Below are 22,540 nucleotides of genomic sequence, written 5' to 3'. Positions count from 1 at the left end.
ACGGAACAACGGGCGAGACCTGCGGCGTAAGCCGCACGGGGCGACGAAATAGGGGAAGGCGCGATATTGACACTAAATGTCGCGTTACGCCAATAGGCTACGGTTTTTGCGGAATTTGCAGCGGCGACAGAGTGTTGCAGTTGCGCAGTAGAAGCCGGGTTGAGGCGTGTAACGGACTCATTTGTACACTGGCGCCGCGGGGCTTGGCAATCCGGTGTGGCGGGGATGGGGCAGGTCGGGTCGGTTTGCGACTGCCCGGCCACGGCTTCGCTTGGTCGGATGGCCGGTTGAAACATTTGCTAATGCAAAGTGCTGGGTTATAACTACCTTTCGAGCGACGCAGGAAGCCTCCGCATGGAATCGAAAGAACAATTGTTAATGGAATTGCTGGGCCACACGGCTCGCTCACTGACCCATCTCACCGCCTCGGTGACGTCAATGTCCTTCGAACTGCTGCGCAGCGAAGATGATGTGGTCAAGGCTGCCAGTCGCCAGATGATCGATCGCATGGCGACTATCAGTGCAGGGCTCGACGAGCACTGGCGACTGATCGGCGAACTCACCGGCGTGCACGTCGCCCACGAGCAGATCGAAACCATTCAGGAAATCCAGTTGCAGGCGCCGCCGCAGTTGCCGTCCAACTGAGCCTGACGAGCTATCGGCTCGCCTGATAGCCGTCGATTCACAAGACGAACGTCGCTGGCGTCGCTCCCGCACACGGGCCATAGTTTTGTTCCCGCAGGCACGCCCGTTGCCTGCCCAGAACAAGACAGAGACTGGCCATGACCAAGACTCTCCATCACCGTGCCTGCCACCTGTGCGAAGCCATTTGCGGACTGACCATCGAGACCACCGAAACCGATGGCAACGTCGCGATCACCTCGATCAAGGGCGATGCCCTCGACACCTTCAGTCGCGGGCACATCTGTCCCAAGGCTGTGGCCCTGCAAGACATCCAGAACGATCCGGATCGCCTGCGTCAGCCGATGCGCCGGGTCGGCAGCGAATGGCTGCCGATCGAGTGGGACGAGGCCTTTGCGCTGGTGGCCGAGCGTCTGGCGGCAATTCAGGAGCGTCACGGCCAGAACGCGGTGGCGGTCTATCAGGGCAATCCGAGCGTGCACAACTACGGGCTGATGACCCACAGCAACTACTTTCTCGGCCTGCTGAAAACGCGCAATCGCTTCTCCGCGACCTCGGTCGACCAGTTGCCGCATCACCTGAGCAGTTACCTGATGTACGGCCACGGCTTGCTGCTGCCGATCCCGGACATCGATCACACCGATTTCATGCTGATCCTCGGCGGTAATCCGCTGGCATCCAACGGCAGCATCATGACCGTGCCGGATGTCGAGAAACGCCTGAAGGCGATTCAGGCGCGCGGTGGCAAAGTGGTGGTGGTCGATCCCCGGCGCAGCGAAACGGCGGCCATCGCCGATCAGCACTTGTTCGTGCGTCCCGGTGGCGACGCGGCGTTGCTGTTCGGGGTGCTCAATACCTTGTTCGAAGAAGGCCTGACCCGCGACAGTCACTTGCCCGTCGATGGCCTCGATGAAGTGCGTGCAGCCATCGCAACGTTCACTGCCGAAGCCATGAGCCCGCTGTGTGCGGTGCCGGCCGAGCAGATCCGCCAACTGGCGCGGGATTTCGCCGCGGCGCCGAGCGCGGTGTGCTACGGGCGCATGGGTGTTTCGACTCAGGCGTTCGGCACTTTGTGCCACTGGGTGGTGCAGTTGATCAATCTGGTCACCGGCAACCTCGACCGGGTCGGCGGCGCGCTGTGCACCGAGCCGGCGGTGGATCTGGTGGCGTCGACCTCGGGTGGGCATTTCAACAAGTGGCAGAGCCGGGTGTCCGGGCGGCCTGAGTACGGCGGCGAGTTGCCGGTGTCGGCGCTGGCCGAAGAGATGCTCACCGAAGGCGAAGGGCAGATTCGCGCACTGATCACCGTGGCCGGCAATCCGGTGTTGTCAACGCCGAACGGCCGGCAACTGGAGCAGGCGCTCGATGGTCTGGAGTTCATGCTCAGCATCGACCTGTACATCAACGAAACCACGCGTTATGCCGACCTGATCCTGCCGTCGACTTCGGCGCTGGAGAACGATCACTACGACACCACGTTCAACCTGTTCGCGGTGCGCAACGTCACTCGCTTCAATCGGGCGATTCTCGCCAAGCCCGAGGGCGCGTTACACGACTGGGAGATCTTCGTTGGCCTGGCCAAGGCGTTTGCCGAGAAGACCGGCAAGGAGCTGAAACCGACGATGCCGCCGGCGAAGATGATCGATATGGGGCTGCGCATGGGGCTGTATGGCGATGCTTCGGCGCACAAACTGTCGCTGGCGACGCTGTTCGATCATCCGCACGGCGTCGATCTGGGCGCGCTCAAACCTAATCTGGCGGCCCGCCTGAAAACCCCGAATCAACGGGTGCAGGCTGCGCCACCGGAGATCCTCGCGGATCTCGCACGCTTTGCCACCTTGCAGGCGCCGGCGGCGGATGAGCTGCTGATGATCGGCCGGCGCCATGTGCGCAGCAACAATTCATGGATGCACAATTACCATCGTCTGGTGAAGGGTAAGCCGCGTCATCAACTGCTGATGCACCCTGATGATCTGGCCAGTCGCGGGCTCGACGACGGGCAGTTGGTGCGCGTCAGTTCGCGGGTCGGGCAGATCGAAGTGGAAGTGCTCGGCAGCCTGGACATGATGAAAGGCGTGGTCAGCCTGCCGCATGGCTGGGGTCACGCGCGTCCGGGGGTGCAGATGGCGATTGCCAGCGGTCAGCCGGGGTCGAGCGCCAACGACCTGACCGATGAATGCCAGCTCGACGAGCTGTCGGGCAACGCGGCGCTCAACGGCGTGCCGGTGACGGTGGTGGCGGCTTGAGCATGTCTGTCGGGGAGACCGAGCAGGGCGCTCGGGATTCCGTTACAATGCGCCACCGTGCCGACCCATGAGTCGGAAAGTTCAGCCGAGGTGCTCCATGGATATCATCGAAACGATTAAAGAGCAGATTGCCAACAACACCATTCTGCTTTACATGAAAGGCTCGCCGAATGCCCCGCAGTGTGGCTTCTCCGCGAAAGCTGCGCAGGCCGTGATGGGCTGTGGCGAGAAGTTCGCCTACGTCGACATCCTGCAGAACCCGGAAATCCGCGCCAACCTGCCAAAGTACGCCAACTGGCCGACTTTCCCGCAACTGTGGGTTGGCGGTGAACTGGTCGGCGGCAGCGACATCATGGCTGAAATGTTCGCCAACGGTGAGCTGCAGACTCTGGTCAAGGAAGCATCGGCCAAGGCTGCTGCGGCCAAGTCCGAAGCCTGATCCGGCTTTGTGGGAGCGGGCTTGCTCGCGAATGCGGTGTATCAGAAAAATAGTAACTGACTGATACACCGCATTCGCGAGCAAGCCCGCTCCCGCAGGGATCTGCATCTGATCCGGGATTTGCCAATAAAAAGCCCCGCACCTCGAAAGAGGGCGGGGCTTTTTGGTGTCGCGAGTTCAGCGGGTGCTAACTTACTCTTCGCCCATCTGCGATTGCAGATAGTTCTCAAGACCGACTTTATCGATCAGGCCCAGTTGGGTTTCCAGCCAGTCGATATGTTCTTCTTCGGACTCGAGAATGTCTTCGAGCAGTTCACGGCTGCCGAAGTCGCCAACCGATTCGCAATGGGCGATGGCGGCTTTCAGATCGGCGTGGCCGGTCTTCTCGATGCGCAGGTCGCACTCGAGCATTTCCTGGGTGTGCTCGCCGATGTGCAGCTTGCCCAGATCCTGCACGTTCGGCAGGCCTTCAAGGAACAGGATGCGCTTGATCAGCTTGTCCGCGTGTTTCATCTCATCGATGGATTCGTGGTACTCGTGCTTGCCCAGCTTGTTCAGGCCCCAATCTTCATACATGCGCGCATGCAGGAAGTACTGATTGATCGCGACCAGCTCATTGGCAAGGATCTTGTTGAGATGCTGGATGACTGTAATGTCGCCTTTCATGATGGGAGTCCTGCCCTGTAATAGCTGTATATAAGGCGGAGTTTGAGCTTGGTACTTATAAGTGTCAAACCTAAGTTATTGAATAATAAATGAAATTAAATCTGAATAAGAATGTTTGTGTTCCGCGTCTAGCGCCTAACCAGTTGATTTACGGGCATAAAAAAACCGGACATAAGTCCGGTTCTTCGAAATTGGGGTAATTACGCCGCTGTAAATTCTACCGGATACGGGATCGCGGCCTGGGCGGTTTGCAGTTTGGTCAGGGTTTCGCGGACCACTTCCTTGGCCAGGCAGGCACATTTGCCGCATTGGCTGGCGACGCCGGTGGCCTGGCGGACTTCTTTATAGCTGCAGCAACCTTCATAGATCGCTTCGCGGATCTGTCCGTCGGTGACGCCAGTGCAGAGACAAACATACATAAGTGAGAACCGTCGCTGGTTGTGACTCAATTGCGATGGATCTTAATGTTAACGAGAATGATTGTCAAAGTGCTTTCTGAACGCTTTATGAACGAATCAGCGATGACTGACGAACGGTGCTTAATGGCGATTTGCGTGGCCCCGAAAATGCGGCACGGTTATCCGCTTTGGGCAAAAAACCGTTAAGGACAGGCGAAAAACGCAGTGTATGATGGTCGGCCCTTGCGAAGAGGGTTCGTGTCACAGGGCTGTCGCCTGAGGGTGGCAGGCTGGCCCGGACCCTGAACTTCAAGTTATTCACCAGGAGATATCCATGAGCGTACTCGTAGGCAAACAAGCCCCTGATTTCACCGTACCGGCCGTACTCGGCAATGGCGAGATCGTTGACAGCTTCACCCTGTCCTCGGCCATCAAAGGCAAATACGGCCTGGTGTTCTTCTACCCACTGGACTTCACCTTCGTCTGCCCGTCCGAGCTGATCGCTCTGGACAACCGCATGGCTGACTTCAAGGCACGCAACGTAGAAGTGATCGCTGTGTCGATCGACTCGCACTTCACCCACAACGCCTGGCGCAACACCCCGGTCAACAATGGCGGCATCGGCCAGGTGAAATACACCATGGCTGCCGACATGAAGCACGACATCGCCAAGGCCTACGACGTTGAGTCCGAAGGCGGCGTGGCTTTCCGTGGCGCGTTCCTGATCGACGACAAGGGCGTTGTCCGCTCGCAGATCATCAACGACCTGCCGCTGGGCCGTAACATGGAAGAGCTGATCCGTCTGGTCGACGCTCTGCAATTCCACGAAGAGCACGGCGAAGTCTGCCCTGCCAACTGGAAAAAAGGCGACAAAGGCATGAACGCTTCGCCAGAAGGCGTTGCGGCTTACCTGACCGAGAACGCTGCTGCCCTGTAAGGCACAACGTCGAGGTACAAAAAAACCGGCCCACGTGGCCGGTTTTTTCATGCACGGGATTTGTCCGACGACGATCAGTCGTCGAAGTCTTCCCAGCCGCCCATCTGTTTCCAGCGGTTGACGATGCCGCAGAACAGCTCGGCGGTCTTCTCGGTGTCGTAACGCGCCGAATGCGCTTCACGGCCGTCGAAGTCGATGTCGGCTGCCTGGCAGGCCTTGGCCAGTACGGTTTGACCGTAAGCCAGACCGGCCAGCGTCGCGGTATCGAAGCTGGAGAACGGGTGAAACGGGTTGCGCTTCATGTCCAGACGCGCAACCGCAGCATTCAGGAAGCCAAGGTCGAAGCTGCTGTTATGGCCGACCAGAATCGCGCGCTTGCAGCCATTGGCCTTCAGGGCCTTGCGCACGCCACGGAAGATGTCGGTCAGCGCGGTTTCTTCGCTGACTGCCATGCGCAGCGGATGATCGAGCTTGATCCCGGTGAATTCCAGGGCCGCCGCTTCGATGTTGGCGCCTTCGAACGGCTCAACGCGGAAGAAGTAGGTGTGATCCGGGTAGACGAAACCCTTTTCATCCATGGCGATGGTGGTCGCGGCAATCTCCAGCAGAGCGTCGGTGGCCGAATTGAAGCCACCGGTCTCTACGTCGACGACAACCGGCAGGTAACCGCGAAAACGTGCTGCCATTGGGTGACGGGAACCGCCGCCGCCACCTTGACCGTCCAGTTCGTCGTCGAAATGGTCTTCACTCACGCGTGTTCCTCCAGCAGGCGCCAGCGCAGTTTTTCACCGGCGCGCAGCGGGATAACGGTCAGCTCGCCAAATGGCAGGCTGGTCGGGGCGGTCCATTCTTCGCGAACCAGGGTGATGCGATCGGTGTTGGCCGGCAGACCGTAGAAGCGTGGGCCGTTGAGGCTGGCGAACGCTTCAAGCTTGTCCAGCGCGTTGCGCTGTTCGAAGGCTTCGGCATACAGCTCGATGGCGGCGTACGCGGTGTAGCAGCCGGCGCAGCCACAGGCGGCTTCCTTGGCGTGCTGGGCGTGCGGCGCCGAGTCGGTACCGAGGAAGAACTTCGCGCTGCCGCTGGTGGCGGCATCGAGCAGGGCTTCCTGGTGGGTATTACGCTTGAGGATCGGCAGGCAATAGAAGTGCGGCCGAATCCCGCCCACCAACATGTGGTTGCGGTTGTACAGCAGGTGATGCGCGGTGATGGTCGCGCCGACGTTGGCCGAAGCCTCGTTGACGAACTGCACGGCGTCGCCGGTGGTGATGTGTTCGAACACCACTTTGAGCGTCGGGAAACGCTCGACGACACGGCGCATGTGCTCATCGATGAAAATCTTTTCGCGGTCGAAGACGTCGACATCGCCACGGGTGACTTCGCCGTGGATCAGCAGCGGCATGCCGACTTCGGCCATGGCTTCCAGCGCCGGGAAGATCTTGTCGATGCTGGTCACCCCGGAATCGGAGTTGGTAGTGGCGCCGGCCGGGTACAATTTGGCGGCGTGCACGAAACCGCTGGCCTTGGCCTGACGAATTTCTTCGGGCTGGGTGCGGTCGGTGAGGTACAGCACCATCAGCGGTTCGAAACGACTGCCGGCCGGGCGGGCAGCGAGAATCCGCTGGCGATAGCCATCGGCTTCAGCGGCGTTGCGCACCGGTGGTACCAGGTTGGGCATGATGATGGCGCGGCCAAAGGTGCGCGCTACATCGGCAACGGTATTGGTCAACACGGCACCATCGCGAAGATGAATGTGCCAGTCGTCGGGACGCAGCAGGGTCAGGCGGTCGGACATGAGGGGATTCCAGGCGGGTCAAACTGAGGGGAATGCTACCGGAAAAGACTCTTGCAGGCACTCGCTATCAAGTTTTGCCGGAACCTTCCGATATCCCGTAGGTATGCCGTAAACATAGTGTGAATCGGTCTTTGTGTTACAGAAGCCAATGGAGCCTCCCGTGCGCCAGCGATATTTAGCCTTGCTCAGTGTGTTTGCCAGCCTCCCCGCGATGGCGCTCACCTACCAGACTCGTCTGGAGAACATTGAGTGGACGGTCGAGGGCGACAAGTTCGAGTGCCGCCTGACCCAGCCGATCACCGATTTCGGCTCGGGCCAGTTCGTGCGCAAGGCCGGCGAACAGGCGATATTCCGCCTCAATGCCTATAACGCCATGCTCGGCGGCGGTTCAGCGACGTTGCTTGCGGCGGCCGCGCCATGGCAACCGGGGCGCAACGACATCTACCTGGGCAGCGTCAGGATCGGCACTGGCAACGTGCTGTTCAACAGTTCGCAATCCCAGGCCGGCGGGCTGATCAGCGGTTTGCTGGACGGTCGCAGCCCGGTGGTGCGACGTGCGTCCGGCGATGGCCGGGTTTCGGAAGTGCGCCTGCTGCCGGTCAAGTTCAGCAAGGCCTTCAACGATTACCAGACGTGTGTGGCGAAATTGCTGCCGCAGAATTTCGACCAGATCAAACAATCGCAGATCGGTTTCCCGGGGGAAGGTACCGACCTCGACGCCGCCGCTCGGGCCAAGCTGCAAGTGATGCTCGAGTACATGAAGGCCGATCCGTCGGTCAATCACATCGAACTCGACGGCCACTCGGACAACAGCGGCAACCGTCTTACCAACCGAGAGCTGTCGCGCCGTCGCGCGCTGGCGGTGGTCGATTTCTTCAAGGCCAACGGCATCGCCGAATCGCAGATCACCGTGCGTTTCCATGGCGAGCAATACCCGCTGGTGCCGAACAACAATGCGGCCAACCGGGCGAAGAATCGCCGGGTCAGCGTGAAGCTGGCACGGGTGGCACCGACCACCGCACCAGCGCCACAAGCCAGCGCGCCTGCCAACGCCGCGGCGACTTCCTGACCCGCCGGTCATCGTCGCGCTCTCGACAGATTCTGTCGCTTTGTCGTCTTAAGCTGTCGCGCCTCTGTAAATTATCGTATTTGAGCGGTAGACTCCTCGGCTTTCCGTAGAACCCCGTGGAGTGATGGCATGGCGGACGTAAACAAGGTCGTTCTGGCGTATTCCGGCGGCCTGGACACTTCGGTGATCCTCAAGTGGCTGCAGGATACTTATAACTGTGAAGTGGTGACCTTCACCGCTGACCTGGGTCAGGGCGAAGAGGTCGAGCCGGCTCGCGCCAAGGCTCAGGCCATGGGCGTCAAAGAAATCTACATCGACGACCTGCGCGAAGAATTCGTGCGTGACTTCGTGTTCCCGATGTTCCGCGCCAACACCGTTTACGAAGGCGAGTACCTGCTGGGTACCTCCATCGCACGTCCGCTGATCGCCAAACGTCTGATCGAAATCGCCAACGAAACCGGCGCCGACGCCATTTCCCATGGCGCTACCGGCAAGGGCAATGACCAGGTGCGTTTCGAACTGGGTGCCTACGCGCTCAAGCCAGGCGTGAAAGTCATTGCTCCATGGCGTGAGTGGGACCTGCTGTCCCGCGAGAAGCTGATGGACTACGCCGAGAAGCACGCGATCCCGATCGAGCGTCACGGCAAGAAGAAATCTCCGTACTCGATGGACGCCAACCTGCTGCACATCTCCTATGAAGGCGGCGTGCTGGAAGACACCTGGACCGAGCACGAAGAAGACATGTGGCGCTGGACCGTCTCCCCGGAGAACGCTCCTGACACCCCGCAATACCTGGAACTGACCTACCGCAACGGCGACATCGTTGCCCTGGACGGCGTCGAAATGACTCCGGCCACCGTATTGGCAACGCTGAACAAGATCGGTGGTCAACACGGTATCGGTCGTTTGGACATCGTTGAAAACCGTTACGTGGGCATGAAGTCCCGTGGCTGCTACGAAACCCCGGGCGGCACCATCATGCTGCGCGCTCACCGCGCCATCGAATCGATCACCCTGGACCGCGAAGTCGCTCACCTCAAAGACGAGCTGATGCCGAAATACGCCAGCCTGATCTACACCGGCTACTGGTGGAGCCCGGAGCGTCTGATGCTGCAACAGATGATCGACGCTTCCCAGGTCAACGTGAACGGCGTGGTTCGCCTGAAGCTGTACAAAGGCAACGTGATCGTGACCGGTCGCAAGTCCGACGATTCGCTGTTCGACGCCAATATCGCGACCTTCGAAGAAGACGGCGGCGCTTACAACCAGGCCGACGCGGCGGGCTTCATCAAGCTCAACGCGCTGCGCATGCGCATTGCTGCCAACAAGGGCCGCAAGCTGTTCTAAGCATCGCGGGCCTGTAAAGAAGTGGCGGCTTGTCCCAGTGACAAAGCCGCCATTTTTTTGTGGTTGTCTGATGTTAACCCGCAACATATGTTGTTACGGTCAATTCCAGCATTTTCTTGAATGTCCACTTCAGGCATCTACTCTGCGTCTCATTCCCCCCTCAGCACCGTAGTACTTTGCGTGCTCACGTTATAAGCAACGAAAAGTTTGGCGCCTCCGTTTTTTTTCGCTTGTTTGACAAGGCTGAGGGTAATTTGCTTGAGCAGAGCGTCAGACGCTGAGTCGGTCAAAAATACCACTGCCTTGGCCGATTGCTTGCCAAGCTGAGGAAAGTGTTCGGCCAGCGCATTGAACGCCTGTGTGCTGTTCAGCGGACGTACATCGATGGCGCGCAACGTGCCCATGGATTTGGGCAGTTGGATGGTGTGCTCAATCCACGCTCGCTCCGGGCAGGATACGTCAATGCCGCGTTCAGGTATCGTCCACTCCTGACCGCCTGGTGCTCCGCGTGCCGGGGACGAACAGGGGATATTCTCCGTCTGCTTCAACTCATCAAAGACTTTTAGAAAACTGTCGTCCTTGTCGAAGTCCGAGGGCGCATACAATGAACGGTAGTTGAAGTTCAGCGTTAAAAAAAACAGCAACAGCAAGTAAAACGGGAAGCTGATCAGGAACCAGATATAGACTTCTCTTTCATCGTTATCAAGAAAAGGCAGGGAGATGGCCGCCGACGATTCGGAAATAAATGCAAATATTGCAATTACCGTCATGGGGTTGGTGATTTTTTTTCTGATTTTTATCATGGTGTTTGCTCATTAAGTGTGTTTTTCCAATGTGTTTATTGAATGGTTTCATGTGGGTGAAGTTTTGCGTCTGATGCTCTTTTTTATATTAAATAAAATTCGTTGGGTAGAAGTATCTTGTTTCAGACGTTGATTGTTTAAAGTGTGTAGTGGCGTTCTTGCTGTTGTTTTTGCAATTGATCTTCAGCCTGAGGCTGTCCGGCCTCAGCAGTGCGCTGTCATGCAACAACAGCAATTTTTGCAGTCTCTTCTTGCGCGAGAGGCTCTGGATCAGTGAGCCGGCTTGGGTTGCAGTGCGTAGTATTTTCACGTCCAAGGCGTGGTCAGAGAAACGGCCGGGGCTTGCCAATATCACCAGCGGCGGTTTTTTGTAGGAATAGTCTTTTTTTGATGTAGGGAATGTCTTTGGCTGTGAGTGTGACGGAACTCTCTTGTGCCATGTCGGAAGTGACTAGGCTATTGTGCGGGTTCTAAAAATTCGAACAGCGAAACTGGACTTGCCCATGAATAAAGTGCTGATCGTGGATGATCACCCCGTCATTCGTCTTGCTGTGCGTATGCTGATGGAACGTCATGGCTACGAAGTTATTGCCGAAACAGATAATGGTGTGGATGCATTACAACTTGCGCGTGAACAAATGCCGGATATCGTTATTCTGGATATTGGAATACCGAAGCTCGATGGTCTGGAAGTTATTGCCCGTCTGAACTCGACACCGATGCCATTGAAAGTTCTAGTGTTGACCTCTCAGGCACCCGGGCATTTTTCGATGCGCTGCATGCAGTCGGGGGCGGCGGGGTATGTCTGTAAACAGCAGGATCTGACAGAGTTGCTCAGTGCGATCAAGGCCGTACTGTCCGGATACAGCTATTTTCCAAACCAGGCCCTGCATACCGTGCGAACCAGCCTCGGTAATGCCAGTGAGGCCGATATGGTAGACCGCCTTTCCGGGCGGGAAATGATGGTGTTGCAGCAATTGGCGCGGGGCAAGACCAACAAGGAAATCGCCGACGGCATGTTTCTCAGCAACAAGACGGTCAGTACTTACAAGACCCGTTTGTTATTGAAGCTCAATGCTCGGTCGCTGGTGGACCTGATTGAGCTGGCGCAACGCAACGGGCTGGTCTGATGGTCCTGCCTGCTGACGGATCATGGGCCGCTCGGTGTCGGACTCCCGGAAAGTAAAAAGCCTCCGGTTCGGGAGGCTTTCAAGTATCAGAGATCAAAATCGTAATCGGCCAATTGCTTTTGCAGTCGGCGCTCCTCAAGCAGGTTATCGATGGTGCGACGTTTGCTCAGATTGGTCTTGGCGACCTCGACGACAGGTTCGGCGTCGTCGGTTTCCACAACTGTGAAATCGTCATCTACGTCCAGTTGTTCTTTGGTGTCAGTCATAAGGTGAACTCCAGGCTAAGACTGCCTTTGGCGCTCCTTATATCGATATTCCTGCTGCGGGTAAAAAAGATTTTTTCAATCGACGAATCAATTATTCCAATAGCCAGTCAATCGTCCGAGGTTTTGTGTTTGTACTCGCACAAATCTTCGATCCGGCAGCTGCCACAGCGTGGCTTGCGCGCCAGACACACATACCGACCATGCAGAATCAGCCAGTGGTGAGAGTCGAGCAGGTAATCTTTCGGCACAAACTTCATCAACTTCTTTTCTACCTCGACCACATTTTTGCCCGGGGCAATGCCGGTGCGGTTGCTCACGCGAAAAATGTGCGTGTCGACCGCCATGGTCAACTGACGAAAAGCGGTATTGAGCACTACGTTGGCCGTTTTGCGGCCAACGCCGGGCAGCGCTTCCAGTTCTTCGCGCGTCTGCGGGACTTCGCCATTGTGCAGTTCGACCAGCATGCGGCAGGTCTCGATCACGTTTTTCGCTTTGCTGTTATAGAGGCCGATGGTCTTGATGTATTCGGACAGCCCTTCGACGCCCAGCGCGTGGATCGCCGCAGGGGTATTGGCCACCGGAAACAGTTTGGCCGTGGCCTTGTTGACGCCAACGTCGGTAGATTGCGCCGAGAGGATTACCGCGATCAACAACTCGAACGGCGAGGAATAGGCCAGCTCGGTCTTCGGCTCGGGGTTGTCTTCATGAAGTCTGCGGAAGATTTCCAGACGTTTTGCGGCATTCATGGATGATGTGTTTCCTTGGAGAGAGCGTTCGAGCGGGTCCAGGCCTGGCGGGCAGCGATCAGTAGTCCGAGCAGGATGAAGGCGCCGGGAACCAGGGTGAGCAGGTGCAGCCCGTCGCTGAACAGAACCAGTCCTTGCCAGTGCTCGGACTGAACGCGGCCGATGTGCCCCTGACCGAACAGTTCACGCAGTACGGCCAGCGCCAGTAGCAGCGCGCTCGACAGGCCAAAAAACTTCAGGCGCTGGGCAAGCGCCTGACGAAAGAATCCATTGTATTCCAGCACCACGCATTGCAAGGCGATCAACCCGCCATAGATCCCGAGTGACTGTTGCCACTGCAACGCCCAGCGCTGCGCGAGGATATTGGTACAACTGGTCAGAGTGGCGGCCAGCAGCAGACTGGCCAGCAATAGGCTGTTGCCAGATAACCGCAAGCGCAGTGGGGCGATGCACACGCTGTAAATCCCCACAACGGCACTCGACATCAACAGCATGCCCAGCGCGCCAGCCAGTGTCGCGCTGGTGCCAAGCAGCAGCATCAGCGTCAAAGTGTTCGTCAGATTCGTCGGCCGGTTCATGATTCGGTCCCCAGCAAGATTGCCCGGTGCTCGTCAAAGTAGCGCAGAGCGTCATGGATGGCATTGAGAGTGGCGCGGGATGTGATGGTGGCGCCCGCCAGTTGATCGAACTGTCCCTGATCCTTTTTCAGTGCCCAGCCAGCGTCGTCAGGTGCGTTGCGCGACTTGCCGGTAAACGTCGCCAGCCACTGGTTCGGCCAGTCGCCGATGAGTCCGCCGAGCGCCGGTGTTTCGTTTTGCCGCAGGGTTTTTACTCCCAGCAGTCTGCCGTTGGCATCGATGGCGATCAGCAGTTCGATAACTCCGGCGTAGCCCTCGGTCTGGGTGCGCAACAACACTGCCACTGGCTGACCGGATTTGCTTGCGCGGTAACCTGCCAGCAGCGTGCTGTGGCTCAACGTTGTATCAGTCAGCGCCAGCGGCTGCTCCAGCGGCTGATTGTCGTAGGCATCGGCCGCGAGCACATCCAGCAATTTGCGGCTGTCGAGCAGGCGTTGCTCGCTGGCAATCTGCGGCGCACTGGCGCGCTGCACGACATAGGTCAAACCGAGACCGGCGCCGGCCAGCAGCACAAGCGTCACGACCGTAGCCGCGCGGTTCATGATTGCACCTGCGTCTGGCGGGCAGCGGCAAAACGCTCCAGGGCCGGTACACCGAGATTCATCAGCAACACGGCAAACGCGACACCGTCCGGGTAGCCGCCCCAGGTGCGGATCAGGTAGGTCAGCAAGCCGACACCCACGCCGAACAGCAGCCGGGCCAGCGGACTTTTGGCGCCGGACACCGGTTCGGTAATGATGAAAAACGCACCGAGCATGGTCGCGCCGCTCAGCAGATGAAACAGCGGTGAGCCGTGGGAATCGGAACCCGAGCCGTTCCAGCAGAGCAGGCTGACGACAAACAGGCTGGCCAGCATGCCGACCGGCGCTTGCCAGGCAATCACCCGGCGCTGCAACAGCCACAGCCCGCCAGCGAGAAACGCCAGATTGATCCACTCCGCACCGCGTCCACCGAAGCGGCCGAACGCCGGCTTGGCCGCGAACAGCTCATCCAGGGTCAGGCTTTTGTTGATGCGCAGACTGTCCAGCGCGGTGGCCTGCACCCAGGCGTCCGGCGCCTGGCCCAGATTCAAGACTTGCGCAAAAGCGGCCTGCAGATTCATGGCATGCGCCGGCCAGTGGGTCATCGGTTGCGGGAACAGCAGCATTGTCAGGGCGAAACCGAGCATGGCCGGGTTGAACGGATTCTTGCCGATGCCACCGTATAAATGCTTGCCGAACAGCAGGCCCGAAGCTACGGCCGTAACGGTCAGCCACCACGGGCAATAAGGTGGCAGGGCGGCGGCCAGCAATGTTGCGCTGACCAGTGCGCTGCCATCGCTGAGCGTCGGTTGCAAAGGTTGTCGGCGCAGGCGGGTGACACCGGCCTCGACCAGCAGTGCGCTGCTCGCCGCCAGGGTCAGATTGATCAACACCCCCCAGCCGTAAAACCAGAACAGTGCCAGCAGCCCCGGCAGCGTGGCCAGCAGCACCCGCTTCATCGCCTGTTGCAGGCGATCATCCGGTGCCTCACGGGGCGACATGATCTTGCACCTGACGCTCGGCGGCCTGCAGGCGGGCGCGGGCCTTGTCGAGGGCTTCGCTCGGCGTGTCGGCGCGGCGTTCGAGTTTGTTCAGGTCGGCGCGGGCGTAGGCCAGTTCAGTTTTCAACTGGCGAAGCTGGCTGTCGATCGGGCGCTTTTCTACGCGCACCAGATCAGGCGCAGGCTGTTCACTTGCCGCTTCGGCAGCGTGAAGGGCCTGCTCGGCGTCATGCAGTGCCTGTTCCAGCGTGGCGATCTGCTCCGCTGGCGCTTCGGCGGTCTGCGCCTTTTTCAATTCGGCGCGACGCATGGCCAACTGGATTTTCGCCCGCTTCAGATCCGCGTCCTTCGCCGGAGCCGGGGCCGCAGCGGCTGGAGCAGCGGTGGCGCTGCTTTCGAGTTTCGCCAGCGCCTGTTCGGCGGCTTCGAACTGCTGTTGCAACACGATCAGTTGCGATTGCTGTTCGAAGGTCGGTGGATGGCCGAAGGCTTTCAGCGATTTGTGCAATTGCGCGCGGCTCATGGCGACGTCGATCTTGGCTTTTTTCAGCGCCGCGTCGGCGGTCGCGGCTTTCTGCGCGCGCACCCGCTCCAGAGCGGCTTGCACCGGGTCGAGGGTGGCCACCGCCGGTTGCGCTGCGCGCCGTGCCCGGGCTTCGCGCTCAGCCTGTTTCTGCTGTTCTTCGCGCTGCAGGCGGGCGTTGCGGCGTTCAAAACGCTGGCGCGCATGATCGCGTTTGGCCGTGCGCGCGCGCTGTTCTTCAACGCTGGTCGCCAGGCCACCGACCACCGGCAAGGTGCCGAGCGGCAGCGGATGCATCTCGATGCAATCCACCGGGCACGGCGCCACGCACAGGTCGCAACCGGTGCATTCGTCGATCAGCACGGTGTGCATCAGTTTCGCCGCGCCGACGATGGCGTCGATCGGGCAGGCCTGAATGCACTTGGTGCAGCCGATGCACTCGGCTTCGCGGATGTAGGCCACTTGCGGCGGTGCCGTGCCACGGCTGATGTCCAGTTCCAGCACCGGCACCTTCAACAGTTCAGCCAGGGCGGTAATGGTTTCGTCGCCCCCCGGCGGGCACTTGTTGATCGGTTCGCCATCGACGATGCCTTGCGCATAGGGTTTGCACCCGGGGTGGCCGCATTTGCCGCACTGGGTCTGCGGCAGGAGGGCATCGATGAGTTGAATCAGACTCATGTTTTGATCAGTCCACTGAATCCGAGAAAAATCACTGCAATCAGTCCGGCGCCGATCAGGTCGATCGGCAAGCCGCGAAAGGGCAGGGGAATGTCGTTGTCCGCGGTGCGTTCACGCAAGTCGCTGAACAGGCTCAGCACCAGCCAGAAACCCAGCCCGGCACCCAGGCTCAGCGCCGTTGCCTGCAGCAGGCCGCGATCATTTTGCGCATTGATCAAGGCCAGCCCCAGCACGCCGGCATTGCCCAGCAACAGCGGCCATAGCCCGGCGAACGGCCAGTCAGGCAGCCCGCGAGCCAGCAGCTTCAGCAACGGCGCGATCAGCAGCACGCTGAGCGGCAAGAACCCAAACAGCTGCAGTGCCTGCAGTTGCAGCGGCACCAGCAGCCAGTGCCAGATCAGGTAACCGATGATGCCAACGCTCAGCATCAGGCACGCCGTCGCCAACCCCAGTGCATGTACCTGGCGCCGACTGCCGGCCAGCAGCGGATCGACGCCCAGCGGCCAGTGCAACACGAAGTTGTTGAGCAGGGCGGCACTGATCAGCGTAAGCGCAAGTTCGGTCATGGTTCTGCCGGCAGAAACGGGCGGGTGTCACTCAAGGTTAGGCATTATCCGGCACCCGCGAAGGGTGGGCCAGATATGAAAAATCCCACAGGCCTGCAGAACATGCCTGTGGGATCGTTTTACCGCTGGGTCTTACTTGATGCGTTGACCCGGCTTGGCACCGCTGTCCGGGCTCAGCAGGTAGATTTCTTCACCGCCAGGGCCGGCTGCCATCACCATGCCTTCGGAGATGCCGAACTTCATTTTCCGTGGCTTGAGGTTGGCGATCATCATGGTCAGGCGACCGTCGAGTTTCGACGGATCCGGGTAAGCGCTCTTGATCCCGGAGAACACGTTGCGTTGCTCGTCACCGATGTCCAGAGTCAGGCGCAGCAGCTTGTCCGCACCCTCCACATGCTCGGCCTTGACGATCAGCGCGACGCGCAGGTCGACGGCGGCGAAGGTGTCGAAGTCGATTTCCGGCGACAGCGGATCCTTGGCCAGTTCGCCATTGCCCGCAGGCGCGGCGGCGCCGGTATCGGTCTGGCTGGCGGTCAGGTCTTCTTTCGAGGCGTCGGTCATGGCTTGCACTTTTACCGGGTCGATGCGGGTCATCAACGGTTTGAATTCGTTCAACTGGTGGTTGGCCAGCAGCGTGGTGTGGTCGTTCCAGGTGAGTGGGGCGACGTTGAGGAATGCCTCGGCGTCGGCGGCCAACAGCGGCAGCACCGGTTTGAGGAAGATCACCAGTTGGCGGAACAGGTTGATGCCGGTGGCGCAGATCGCCTGGACTTCATCCTGCTTGCCTTCCTGCTTGTTCAACGACCAAGGCGCCTTGTCGGCGATCCAGGCGTTGGCGCGGTCGGCCAGGGCCATGGTTTCACGCATGGCGCGGGCGAAATCGCGGGCTTCATAGGCGTCGGCAATGCTTGGCGCGGCAGCGAGGAACGCTTCGGTCAGCTCTGGCGCAGCGTTGTTGTCGACCAGCAGGCCGCCGTTGCCCTTCTGGATGAAACCGGCGCAGCGGCTGGCGATGTTGACCACTTTGCCGACCAGGTCGGAGTTGACCTTCTGCACGAAGTCTTCGAGGTTCAGGTCGAGGTCATCGACGCCACGGCCCAGCTTGGCCGCGTAGTAGTAGCGCAGGTATTCCGGCGACAGGTGATCCAGGTAAGTACGGGCCTTGATGAAGGTGCCGCGGGACTTGGACATCTTCTGGCCGTTGACGGTCAGGTAGCCGTGCACGTTGATCCCGGTCGGCTTGCGGAAACCGGCGCCTTCGAGCATGGCGGGCCAGAACAGCGCGTGGAAGTTGACGATGTCCTTGCCGATGAAGTGGTACAGCTCGGCGGTGGAGTCCTTGCCCCAGAACGCGTCGAAGTCCAGCTCCGGCGTGCGGTTGCAGAGGTTCTTGAAACTGGCCATGTAGCCGATCGGCGCGTCCAGCCACACGTAGAAATACTTGCCCGGCTCGTCGGGGATCTCGAAACCGAAGTACGGCGCATCGCGGGAGATGTCCCACTGCTGCAGGCCGGCGTCCAGCCACTCGGCGATCTTGTTGGCCACGGCGTCCTGCAGGGTGCCGCTGCGAGTCCAGGTCTGCAGCATCTGCTGGAAGTCCGGGAGCTTGAAGAAGAAGTGCTGGGAATCCTTGAGTACCGGCGTGGCACCGGAGATCGCCGACTTCGGATCCTTCAGATCGGTCGGGGCGTAGGTCGCACCGCATTTTTCGCAGTTGTCGCCGTACTGGTCTTCAGTGCCGCATTTCGGGCAGGTGCCCTTGATGAAGCGGTCGGCCAGGAACATTTTCTTTTCCGGGTCGAAATACTGGGTGATCGAGCGTTGGGCGATGTGCCCGGCGTCACGCAGCTTCAGGTAGATCTGGCTCGACAGCTCACGGTTTTCTTCGGCGTGAGTGGAGTGGAAGTTGTCGAAGTCGACCAGGAACTCGGCAAAGTCGGCGCTGTGTTCAGCCTGCACGTTGGCGATCAGTTGTTCCGGGGTGATGCCTTCCTTTTCCGCGCGCAGCATGATCGCCGAACCGTGGGCGTCGTCGGCGCAGACATAGATGCATTGATTGCCGCGATGCTTCTGGAAGCGCACCCACATATCGGTCTGGATGTATTCCAGCATGTGGCCAAGGTGAATCGAACCGTTGGCGTAGGGCAGGGCGCTGGTGACGAGGATCTTGCGTGGTTCGGACATGTGGGGCTTCGCTACTTGATGAAACGGAGGTCGGCCACTATAAAGCGCTGGCGCATATTTTTCACCCTGTGCACCTGTTTCCGGATGACTTGAACACAATAATTGTGGCGAGGAAGCTTGCTCCCGCTGGGTGGCGCAGCCGCCCCATCCCGGCAATGTCAGATAGACCGGATAAGCCTGATTGCGCCTGCTGCGCAGTCGAGCGGGAGCAAGCTCCCTCGCCACAAAGTCGAGTCGAAGCATAAATCGCCTGACCACAAATCAATCTGCGGGGTACGATACCCGCCATCTTTTCCCAGTCTTGTTATCGGAGTTGCCCATGAGTGCCGTCACTCGCGCAGCGGTGGAAGCCGTCCTCAGCCAATACACCGACCCTTACCTGAATCAGGACCCGGTCAGCGCCGGTTGCGTGAAGCACATCGAGATCGATGGCGACCGCGTCAAGGTTCAGCTGGAAATCGGCTACGCCGCCGGTCTGTTCAAGAGCGGCTGGGCGCAGTTGTTGCAGCTGGCCATCGAAAACCTCGATGGCGTGACGATCGCCAAGGTCGAGGTCAACAGCGTGATCGCCGCGCACAAGGCTCAGGCGCAGATCCCGGGCCTGGCCAACGTCAAGAACGTGGTCGCCGTGGCTTCGGGCAAGGGTGGTGTGGGCAAGTCGACCACCGCGGCCAACCTCGCGCTGGCGCTGGCCCGCGAAGGCGCCAAAGTGGGGATTCTCGACGCTGATATCTATGGCCCGAGCCAAGGGATCATGTTCGGCATCCCCGAGCGCACCCGCCCCGAGGTCAAGGATCAGAAGTGGTTTGTGCCGCTCAAGGCCCACGGTGTCGAAGTCATGTCGATGGCGTTCCTGACCGACGACAACACGCCGATGGTCTGGCGCGGGCCGATGGTCTCCGGCGCACTGCTGCAACTGGTTACGCAAACCGCGTGGGGCGACCTGGATTATCTGGTCATCGACATGCCGCCAGGCACCGGTGACATCCAACTGACCCTGGCGCAGAAAGTCCCGGTGGCCGGCGCCGTGATCGTCACCACCCCGCAGGATCTGGCGTTGCTCGACGCGCGCAAAGGCGTGGAAATGTTCCGCAAGGTCAACATTCCGGTGCTGGGCGTGGTGGAAAACATGGCGGTGCACATCTGCTCGAACTGCGGACATGCAGAGCACCTGTTCGGTGAGGGCGGTGGCGAGAAGCTGGCGACCCAATATGGCGTCGAACTGCTGGCCTCGCTGCCGCTGTCGATGCTGATCCGCGAACAGTCCGATGGCGGCAAGCCAACGGTGATCGCCGAGCCGGACAGCCAGATTGCCATGGTCTACCAGGAACTGGCTCGCCACGTCGGCGCGCGCATTGTGTTGCAGGAAGCGGCGACGCCGGCGATGCCTAATATCAGCATCAGCGACGATTGATCACCGGTAACGCTGAAAACCTGTAGGAGTGAGCCTGCTCGCGATAGCGGATTAACATTCAACGAACATGTTGAATGAATGACCGCAATCGCGAGCAGGCTCACTCCTACAGTTGGTTTTGTGGTGGGGACTTAGATCCGCAACCCGCCATCCATCTCCAGAATCCGCCCGGTGTAGTAGTCGTTCTCGAAGATGTACGCCGCCGAATGGGCGATCTCTTCCGGCTTGCCCATGCGCTTGAGCGGAATACCCGAGGTCATTTTCTCCAGCGCTTCCGGCTTCATGCCCAGGGTCATCTCGGTTTCGATGAAGCCCGGTGCAATGCCCGCCACACGAATACCGTAACGCGCCAGTTCCTTGGCCCAGGTCACGGTGGCGGCGGCCACGCCAGCTTTGGCGGCGGAATAGTTGGTCTGGCCGACGTTACCGGCGCGGGAGATCGACGAAATGTTGATGATCGCGCCGCTATTTTTAAGCTCGACCATTTTCGCTGCGACTTCCCGGGTACAGAGGAACACGCCGGTCAGGTTGACGTCGATGACCGCCTGCCACTGGGCCAGGCTCATCTTGGTCATTTCGCCGTCCTTGACCTTGAGCAGCAGGCCGTCACGCAGGATCCCGGCGTTGTTGATCAGGCCATGGATCGCGCCGAAATCTTCGGCGACCTGGGCGACCATGTGCTCAACCTGTTCTTCATTGGCCACGTTGCACAGATAGCTGCGCGCCTCGACGCCCTTGGCCTTGCAGGCTGCCACCGCGTCGTCGAGTTTTTCCTGATTGAGATCCACCAGTGCCAGCTTCGCGCCTTTGCCGGCGAAATACTCGGCCATGGAACGGCCCAAACCCTGGCAACCGCCGGTGATAATGATTACTTTGTCGTTGAGTTGCATTCGCATGCCCCGATAGCCGGTCTGAGTGGTTTTTGTTATTGGCGACGCTCGATCCGTACCGATTATGGCCAGATTGCACATGAGCATTGCCCGATGGCGTGACCGGGACTTATCCCCAGGCGCCTGTCCGTTTTTTCGACGGATTCTATATAAGGAGTCATAAATTGAGCGTTGAAGCGGCCAAGAATGCCCGAGAATTGCTTCTCAAGGAATACCGTGGCGTATTGTCGACCCACTCCAAATCGATGCCCGGTTTCCCGTTTGGCTCAGTGGTGCCGTATTGCCTGGACGAGCAGGGCCGCCCGCTGATCCTGATCAGCCGCATTGCCCAGCACACCCACAACCTGCAGAAGGACCCGAAATGTTCGCTGCTGGTGGGTGAGCGCGATGCCGACGACGTGCAGGCCGTTGGTCGCCTGACCTATCTGGCCGAAGCGCAGAAGCTCGAAGACCCGACTGCCATCGAAGCCGCCGCCGAGCGTTACTACCGTTATTTCCCCGACTCGCAGAACTACCACAAGGCCCACGACTTTGATTTCTGGGTGCTCAACCCGGTGCGTCACCGCTACATCGGCGGTTTCGGCGCGATTCACTGGGTCGATCAACTGACCCTGGCCAACCCGTTCGCCGGCAAGGCTGAAATCAGCATGGTCGAGCACATGAACAGCGATCACGCCAAAGCCATCGCCCACTATGTTGAACTCAGCGGGCTGCCGAAAACCGAACCGGCGCAACTGGCCGGGATCGACAGCGAAGGCATGCACCTGCGCATCGGTCAGGCGCTGTACTGGCTGCCGTTTCAAGCGCCTTGTCATACGCCGATACAAGTGCGCGAAGCCTTGGTTTCTCTGGCTCACGCCGAGGTCTGGCCAAAAAATGCGGTGGCCGACGCTTGAATTCACGAAAGGGCGACGTCATCTAAGGCTTACTGCAAGGCATTTCTTGCGTTGAGGAATCTTTGATGCGCCCTTTTTTGTTGCTCTTTCTGCTGTTTCCGGTGCTGGAGCTGTTCGTATTCGTCAAAGTGGCAGGGGCTATCGGGTTTTTCCCGGCCCTGCTGCTGATCATTCTCGGCTCGATGTTCGGTGTGTTCGTACTGCGCGTCGCCGGTCTGGCAACTGCGCTGCGTGCCCGTGAAAGCCTGAATCGTGGTGAGTTGCCCGCGCAAACCATGCTTGAAGGCCTGATGCTGGCACTGGCCGGTGGCCTGTTGATCCTGCCGGGCTTCGTCAGTGACGTGGTCGGTCTGGTGATGCTGCTGCCGTTCACCCGTCGCCTGCTGGCGAACAAGATGCGCCAGCGCGCCGAAGAACAGGCCATGCGTCAGCGTGCCTTCGCCGACGACCTGCAACCCCGAGGCGGTCCTGCACCGCGTCAGCCTCTGGGCCGCGAGGGTGATGTGATCGAAGGCGAGTTCGAACATCGCGACAGCAAGTAACCCCTGCATCGACACGGCACCTTCGGGTGCCGTTTCTTTATGCGCGGCATTCAAGGGGCAAATCGATGAAAAATTTTTGCCCCCCCACCCTTGTAATAAGCATATGCGCCCTTATGTATCGGTCACCGAAAGGTTTCCGGCATTTGAGTCGGACAGACTTCCGCGGTTCGCTCGACGAATCGCAACCGGCGCAGGCCGGATTT

At 59.5% G+C, this 22,540-nt stretch carries 24 protein-coding genes; 10 read left to right on the top strand and 14 right to left on the bottom strand.

Going from position 1 to position 22,540, the window contains the following annotated elements; translation table 11 throughout:
* Positions 1-354 precede the first annotated feature (354 nt).
* From ACVHNU_RS19035 to grxD, 3 genes are all read left to right on the top strand, one after another.
* A complete protein-coding gene (locus ACVHNU_RS19035; protein ID WP_003227733.1) occupies positions 355-645 on the top strand; it encodes a hypothetical protein in 291 nt (96 codons plus the stop codon).
* Between the two features lie 137 nt (positions 646-782).
* Positions 783-2,888, top strand: a complete 2,106-nt coding sequence (locus ACVHNU_RS19030) for a molybdopterin oxidoreductase family protein (protein ID WP_473018071.1) — start codon at positions 783-785, stop codon at positions 2,886-2,888.
* Positions 2,889-2,985: 97 nt separating this feature from the next.
* Positions 2,986-3,327: a Grx4 family monothiol glutaredoxin gene (grxD, locus tag ACVHNU_RS19025; protein ID WP_003227729.1), complete on the top strand. Its 342-nt coding sequence runs from the start codon at positions 2,986-2,988 to the stop codon at positions 3,325-3,327.
* A 192-nt stretch (positions 3,328-3,519) separates the two neighbouring features.
* Here the strand turns inward: grxD and bfr are convergent, their stop codons facing one another.
* Both bfr and ACVHNU_RS19015 read right to left on the bottom strand, forming a co-directional pair.
* Entirely contained in the window at positions 3,520-3,993 is a 474-nt protein-coding gene (gene bfr / locus ACVHNU_RS19020) for a bacterioferritin (RefSeq protein ID WP_003227727.1), read from the bottom strand.
* A 200-nt stretch (positions 3,994-4,193) separates the two neighbouring features.
* Complete coding sequence (locus ACVHNU_RS19015; RefSeq protein ID WP_003227725.1) at positions 4,194-4,412, bottom strand: bacterioferritin-associated ferredoxin; 219 nt, start codon at positions 4,410-4,412, stop codon at positions 4,194-4,196.
* Between the two features lie 313 nt (positions 4,413-4,725).
* Between ACVHNU_RS19015 and ACVHNU_RS19010 the strand changes: the two genes are divergently transcribed.
* Positions 4,726-5,328 (top strand): peroxiredoxin, encoded by a 603-nt coding sequence (locus ACVHNU_RS19010; RefSeq protein ID WP_003227723.1) that lies wholly within the window; start codon positions 4,726-4,728, stop codon positions 5,326-5,328.
* A 74-nt stretch (positions 5,329-5,402) separates the two neighbouring features.
* On the opposite strand, the gene rnt is transcribed toward ACVHNU_RS19010, so the two are convergent.
* Together rnt and pyrC are read right to left on the bottom strand one after the other, a co-directional pair.
* Positions 5,403-6,080, bottom strand: a complete 678-nt coding sequence (rnt, locus tag ACVHNU_RS19005; RefSeq protein WP_003227721.1) for a ribonuclease T — start codon at positions 6,078-6,080, stop codon at positions 5,403-5,405.
* Positions 6,077-7,123 carry a dihydroorotase gene (pyrC, locus tag ACVHNU_RS19000; protein WP_103484888.1) on the bottom strand — a complete coding sequence of 349 codons (1,047 nt, stop codon included), beginning with the start codon at positions 7,121-7,123 and terminating at the stop codon, positions 6,077-6,079. The genes rnt and pyrC overlap by 4 nt, the downstream gene beginning before the upstream one ends.
* Positions 7,124-7,283: 160 nt before the next feature.
* On the opposite strand from pyrC, the gene ACVHNU_RS18995 reads away from it, so the two are divergent.
* Together ACVHNU_RS18995 and ACVHNU_RS18990 are read left to right on the top strand one after the other, a co-directional pair.
* Positions 7,284-8,192, top strand: coding sequence for a flagellar protein MotY (locus tag ACVHNU_RS18995; RefSeq protein ID WP_103520382.1), 909 nt, complete (start codon positions 7,284-7,286; stop codon positions 8,190-8,192).
* 129 nt (positions 8,193-8,321) lie between these two features.
* Positions 8,322-9,539, top strand: a complete 1,218-nt coding sequence (locus ACVHNU_RS18990; protein WP_201136701.1) for an argininosuccinate synthase — start codon at positions 8,322-8,324, stop codon at positions 9,537-9,539.
* A 149-nt stretch (positions 9,540-9,688) separates the two neighbouring features.
* Here the strand turns inward: ACVHNU_RS18990 and ACVHNU_RS18985 are convergent, their stop codons facing one another.
* Entirely contained in the window at positions 9,689-10,342 is a 654-nt protein-coding gene (locus ACVHNU_RS18985; RefSeq protein WP_473018069.1) for a hypothetical protein, read from the bottom strand.
* Positions 10,343-10,845: 503 nt separating this feature from the next.
* Here ACVHNU_RS18985 and ACVHNU_RS18980 point away from each other — a divergent pair.
* On the top strand, positions 10,846-11,472 hold the full coding sequence (locus ACVHNU_RS18980) for a response regulator transcription factor (protein ID WP_003227711.1): 627 nt from the start codon (positions 10,846-10,848) through the stop codon (positions 11,470-11,472).
* 86 nt (positions 11,473-11,558) lie between these two features.
* On the opposite strand, the gene ACVHNU_RS18975 is transcribed toward ACVHNU_RS18980, so the two are convergent.
* From ACVHNU_RS18975 to metG, 8 genes are all read right to left on the bottom strand, one after another.
* On the bottom strand, positions 11,559-11,738 hold the full coding sequence (locus tag ACVHNU_RS18975; protein ID WP_003227708.1) for a PA3496 family putative envelope integrity protein: 180 nt from the start codon (positions 11,736-11,738) through the stop codon (positions 11,559-11,561).
* 107 nt (positions 11,739-11,845) lie between these two features.
* Complete coding sequence (gene nth, locus ACVHNU_RS18970) at positions 11,846-12,484, bottom strand: endonuclease III (protein ID WP_003227707.1); 639 nt, start codon at positions 12,482-12,484, stop codon at positions 11,846-11,848.
* A complete protein-coding gene (locus tag ACVHNU_RS18965; RefSeq protein WP_473018067.1) occupies positions 12,481-13,062 on the bottom strand; it encodes an Rnf-Nqr domain containing protein in 582 nt (193 codons plus the stop codon). Before ACVHNU_RS18965 ends, nth begins: the two co-directional genes overlap by 4 nt.
* Positions 13,059-13,664 (bottom strand): RnfABCDGE type electron transport complex subunit G, encoded by a 606-nt coding sequence (locus ACVHNU_RS18960; RefSeq protein WP_473018066.1) that lies wholly within the window; start codon positions 13,662-13,664, stop codon positions 13,059-13,061. The genes ACVHNU_RS18965 and ACVHNU_RS18960 overlap by 4 nt, the downstream gene beginning before the upstream one ends.
* The gene (locus ACVHNU_RS18955; protein WP_473018065.1) at positions 13,661-14,644 is read right to left on the bottom strand and encodes an RnfABCDGE type electron transport complex subunit D; all 984 of its coding nucleotides are present in this window, start codon (positions 14,642-14,644) and stop codon (positions 13,661-13,663) included. The genes ACVHNU_RS18960 and ACVHNU_RS18955 overlap by 4 nt, the downstream gene beginning before the upstream one ends.
* Complete coding sequence (gene rsxB / locus ACVHNU_RS18950) at positions 14,631-15,845, bottom strand: electron transport complex subunit RsxB (RefSeq protein ID WP_473018064.1); 1,215 nt, start codon at positions 15,843-15,845, stop codon at positions 14,631-14,633. Before rsxB ends, ACVHNU_RS18955 begins: the two co-directional genes overlap by 14 nt.
* Complete coding sequence (locus ACVHNU_RS18945) at positions 15,842-16,411, bottom strand: Rnf-Nqr domain containing protein (RefSeq protein WP_473018063.1); 570 nt, start codon at positions 16,409-16,411, stop codon at positions 15,842-15,844. The genes rsxB and ACVHNU_RS18945 overlap by 4 nt, the downstream gene beginning before the upstream one ends.
* Positions 16,412-16,543: 132 nt before the next feature.
* Positions 16,544-18,595: a methionine--tRNA ligase gene (gene metG, locus ACVHNU_RS18940; RefSeq protein ID WP_003227696.1), complete on the bottom strand. Its 2,052-nt coding sequence runs from the start codon at positions 18,593-18,595 to the stop codon at positions 16,544-16,546.
* A gap of 319 nt (positions 18,596-18,914) precedes the next feature.
* Between metG and apbC the strand changes: the two genes are divergently transcribed.
* Positions 18,915-20,009 (top strand): iron-sulfur cluster carrier protein ApbC, encoded by a 1,095-nt coding sequence (apbC, locus tag ACVHNU_RS18935; protein WP_473018060.1) that lies wholly within the window; start codon positions 18,915-18,917, stop codon positions 20,007-20,009.
* A gap of 131 nt (positions 20,010-20,140) precedes the next feature.
* Here apbC and ACVHNU_RS18930 read toward each other — a convergent pair whose 3' ends face one another.
* Positions 20,141-20,899 (bottom strand): SDR family oxidoreductase, encoded by a 759-nt coding sequence (locus ACVHNU_RS18930; protein ID WP_016773416.1) that lies wholly within the window; start codon positions 20,897-20,899, stop codon positions 20,141-20,143.
* Positions 20,900-21,063: 164 nt separating this feature from the next.
* On the opposite strand from ACVHNU_RS18930, the gene ACVHNU_RS18925 reads away from it, so the two are divergent.
* Positions 21,064-21,795 (top strand): HugZ family pyridoxamine 5'-phosphate oxidase, encoded by a 732-nt coding sequence (locus ACVHNU_RS18925; protein ID WP_473018059.1) that lies wholly within the window; start codon positions 21,064-21,066, stop codon positions 21,793-21,795.
* Between the two features lie 65 nt (positions 21,796-21,860).
* Complete coding sequence (locus ACVHNU_RS18920; protein WP_003227687.1) at positions 21,861-22,337, top strand: FxsA family protein; 477 nt, start codon at positions 21,861-21,863, stop codon at positions 22,335-22,337.
* Positions 22,338-22,540 lie beyond the last annotated feature (203 nt).

The sequence above is a fragment of the Pseudomonas sp. Ors-4-3C genome (genome assembly GCF_055755035.1).
Note: the sequence above shows the minus strand (reverse complement) of the source record. Positions and strands in the feature narration are given on the sequence as shown.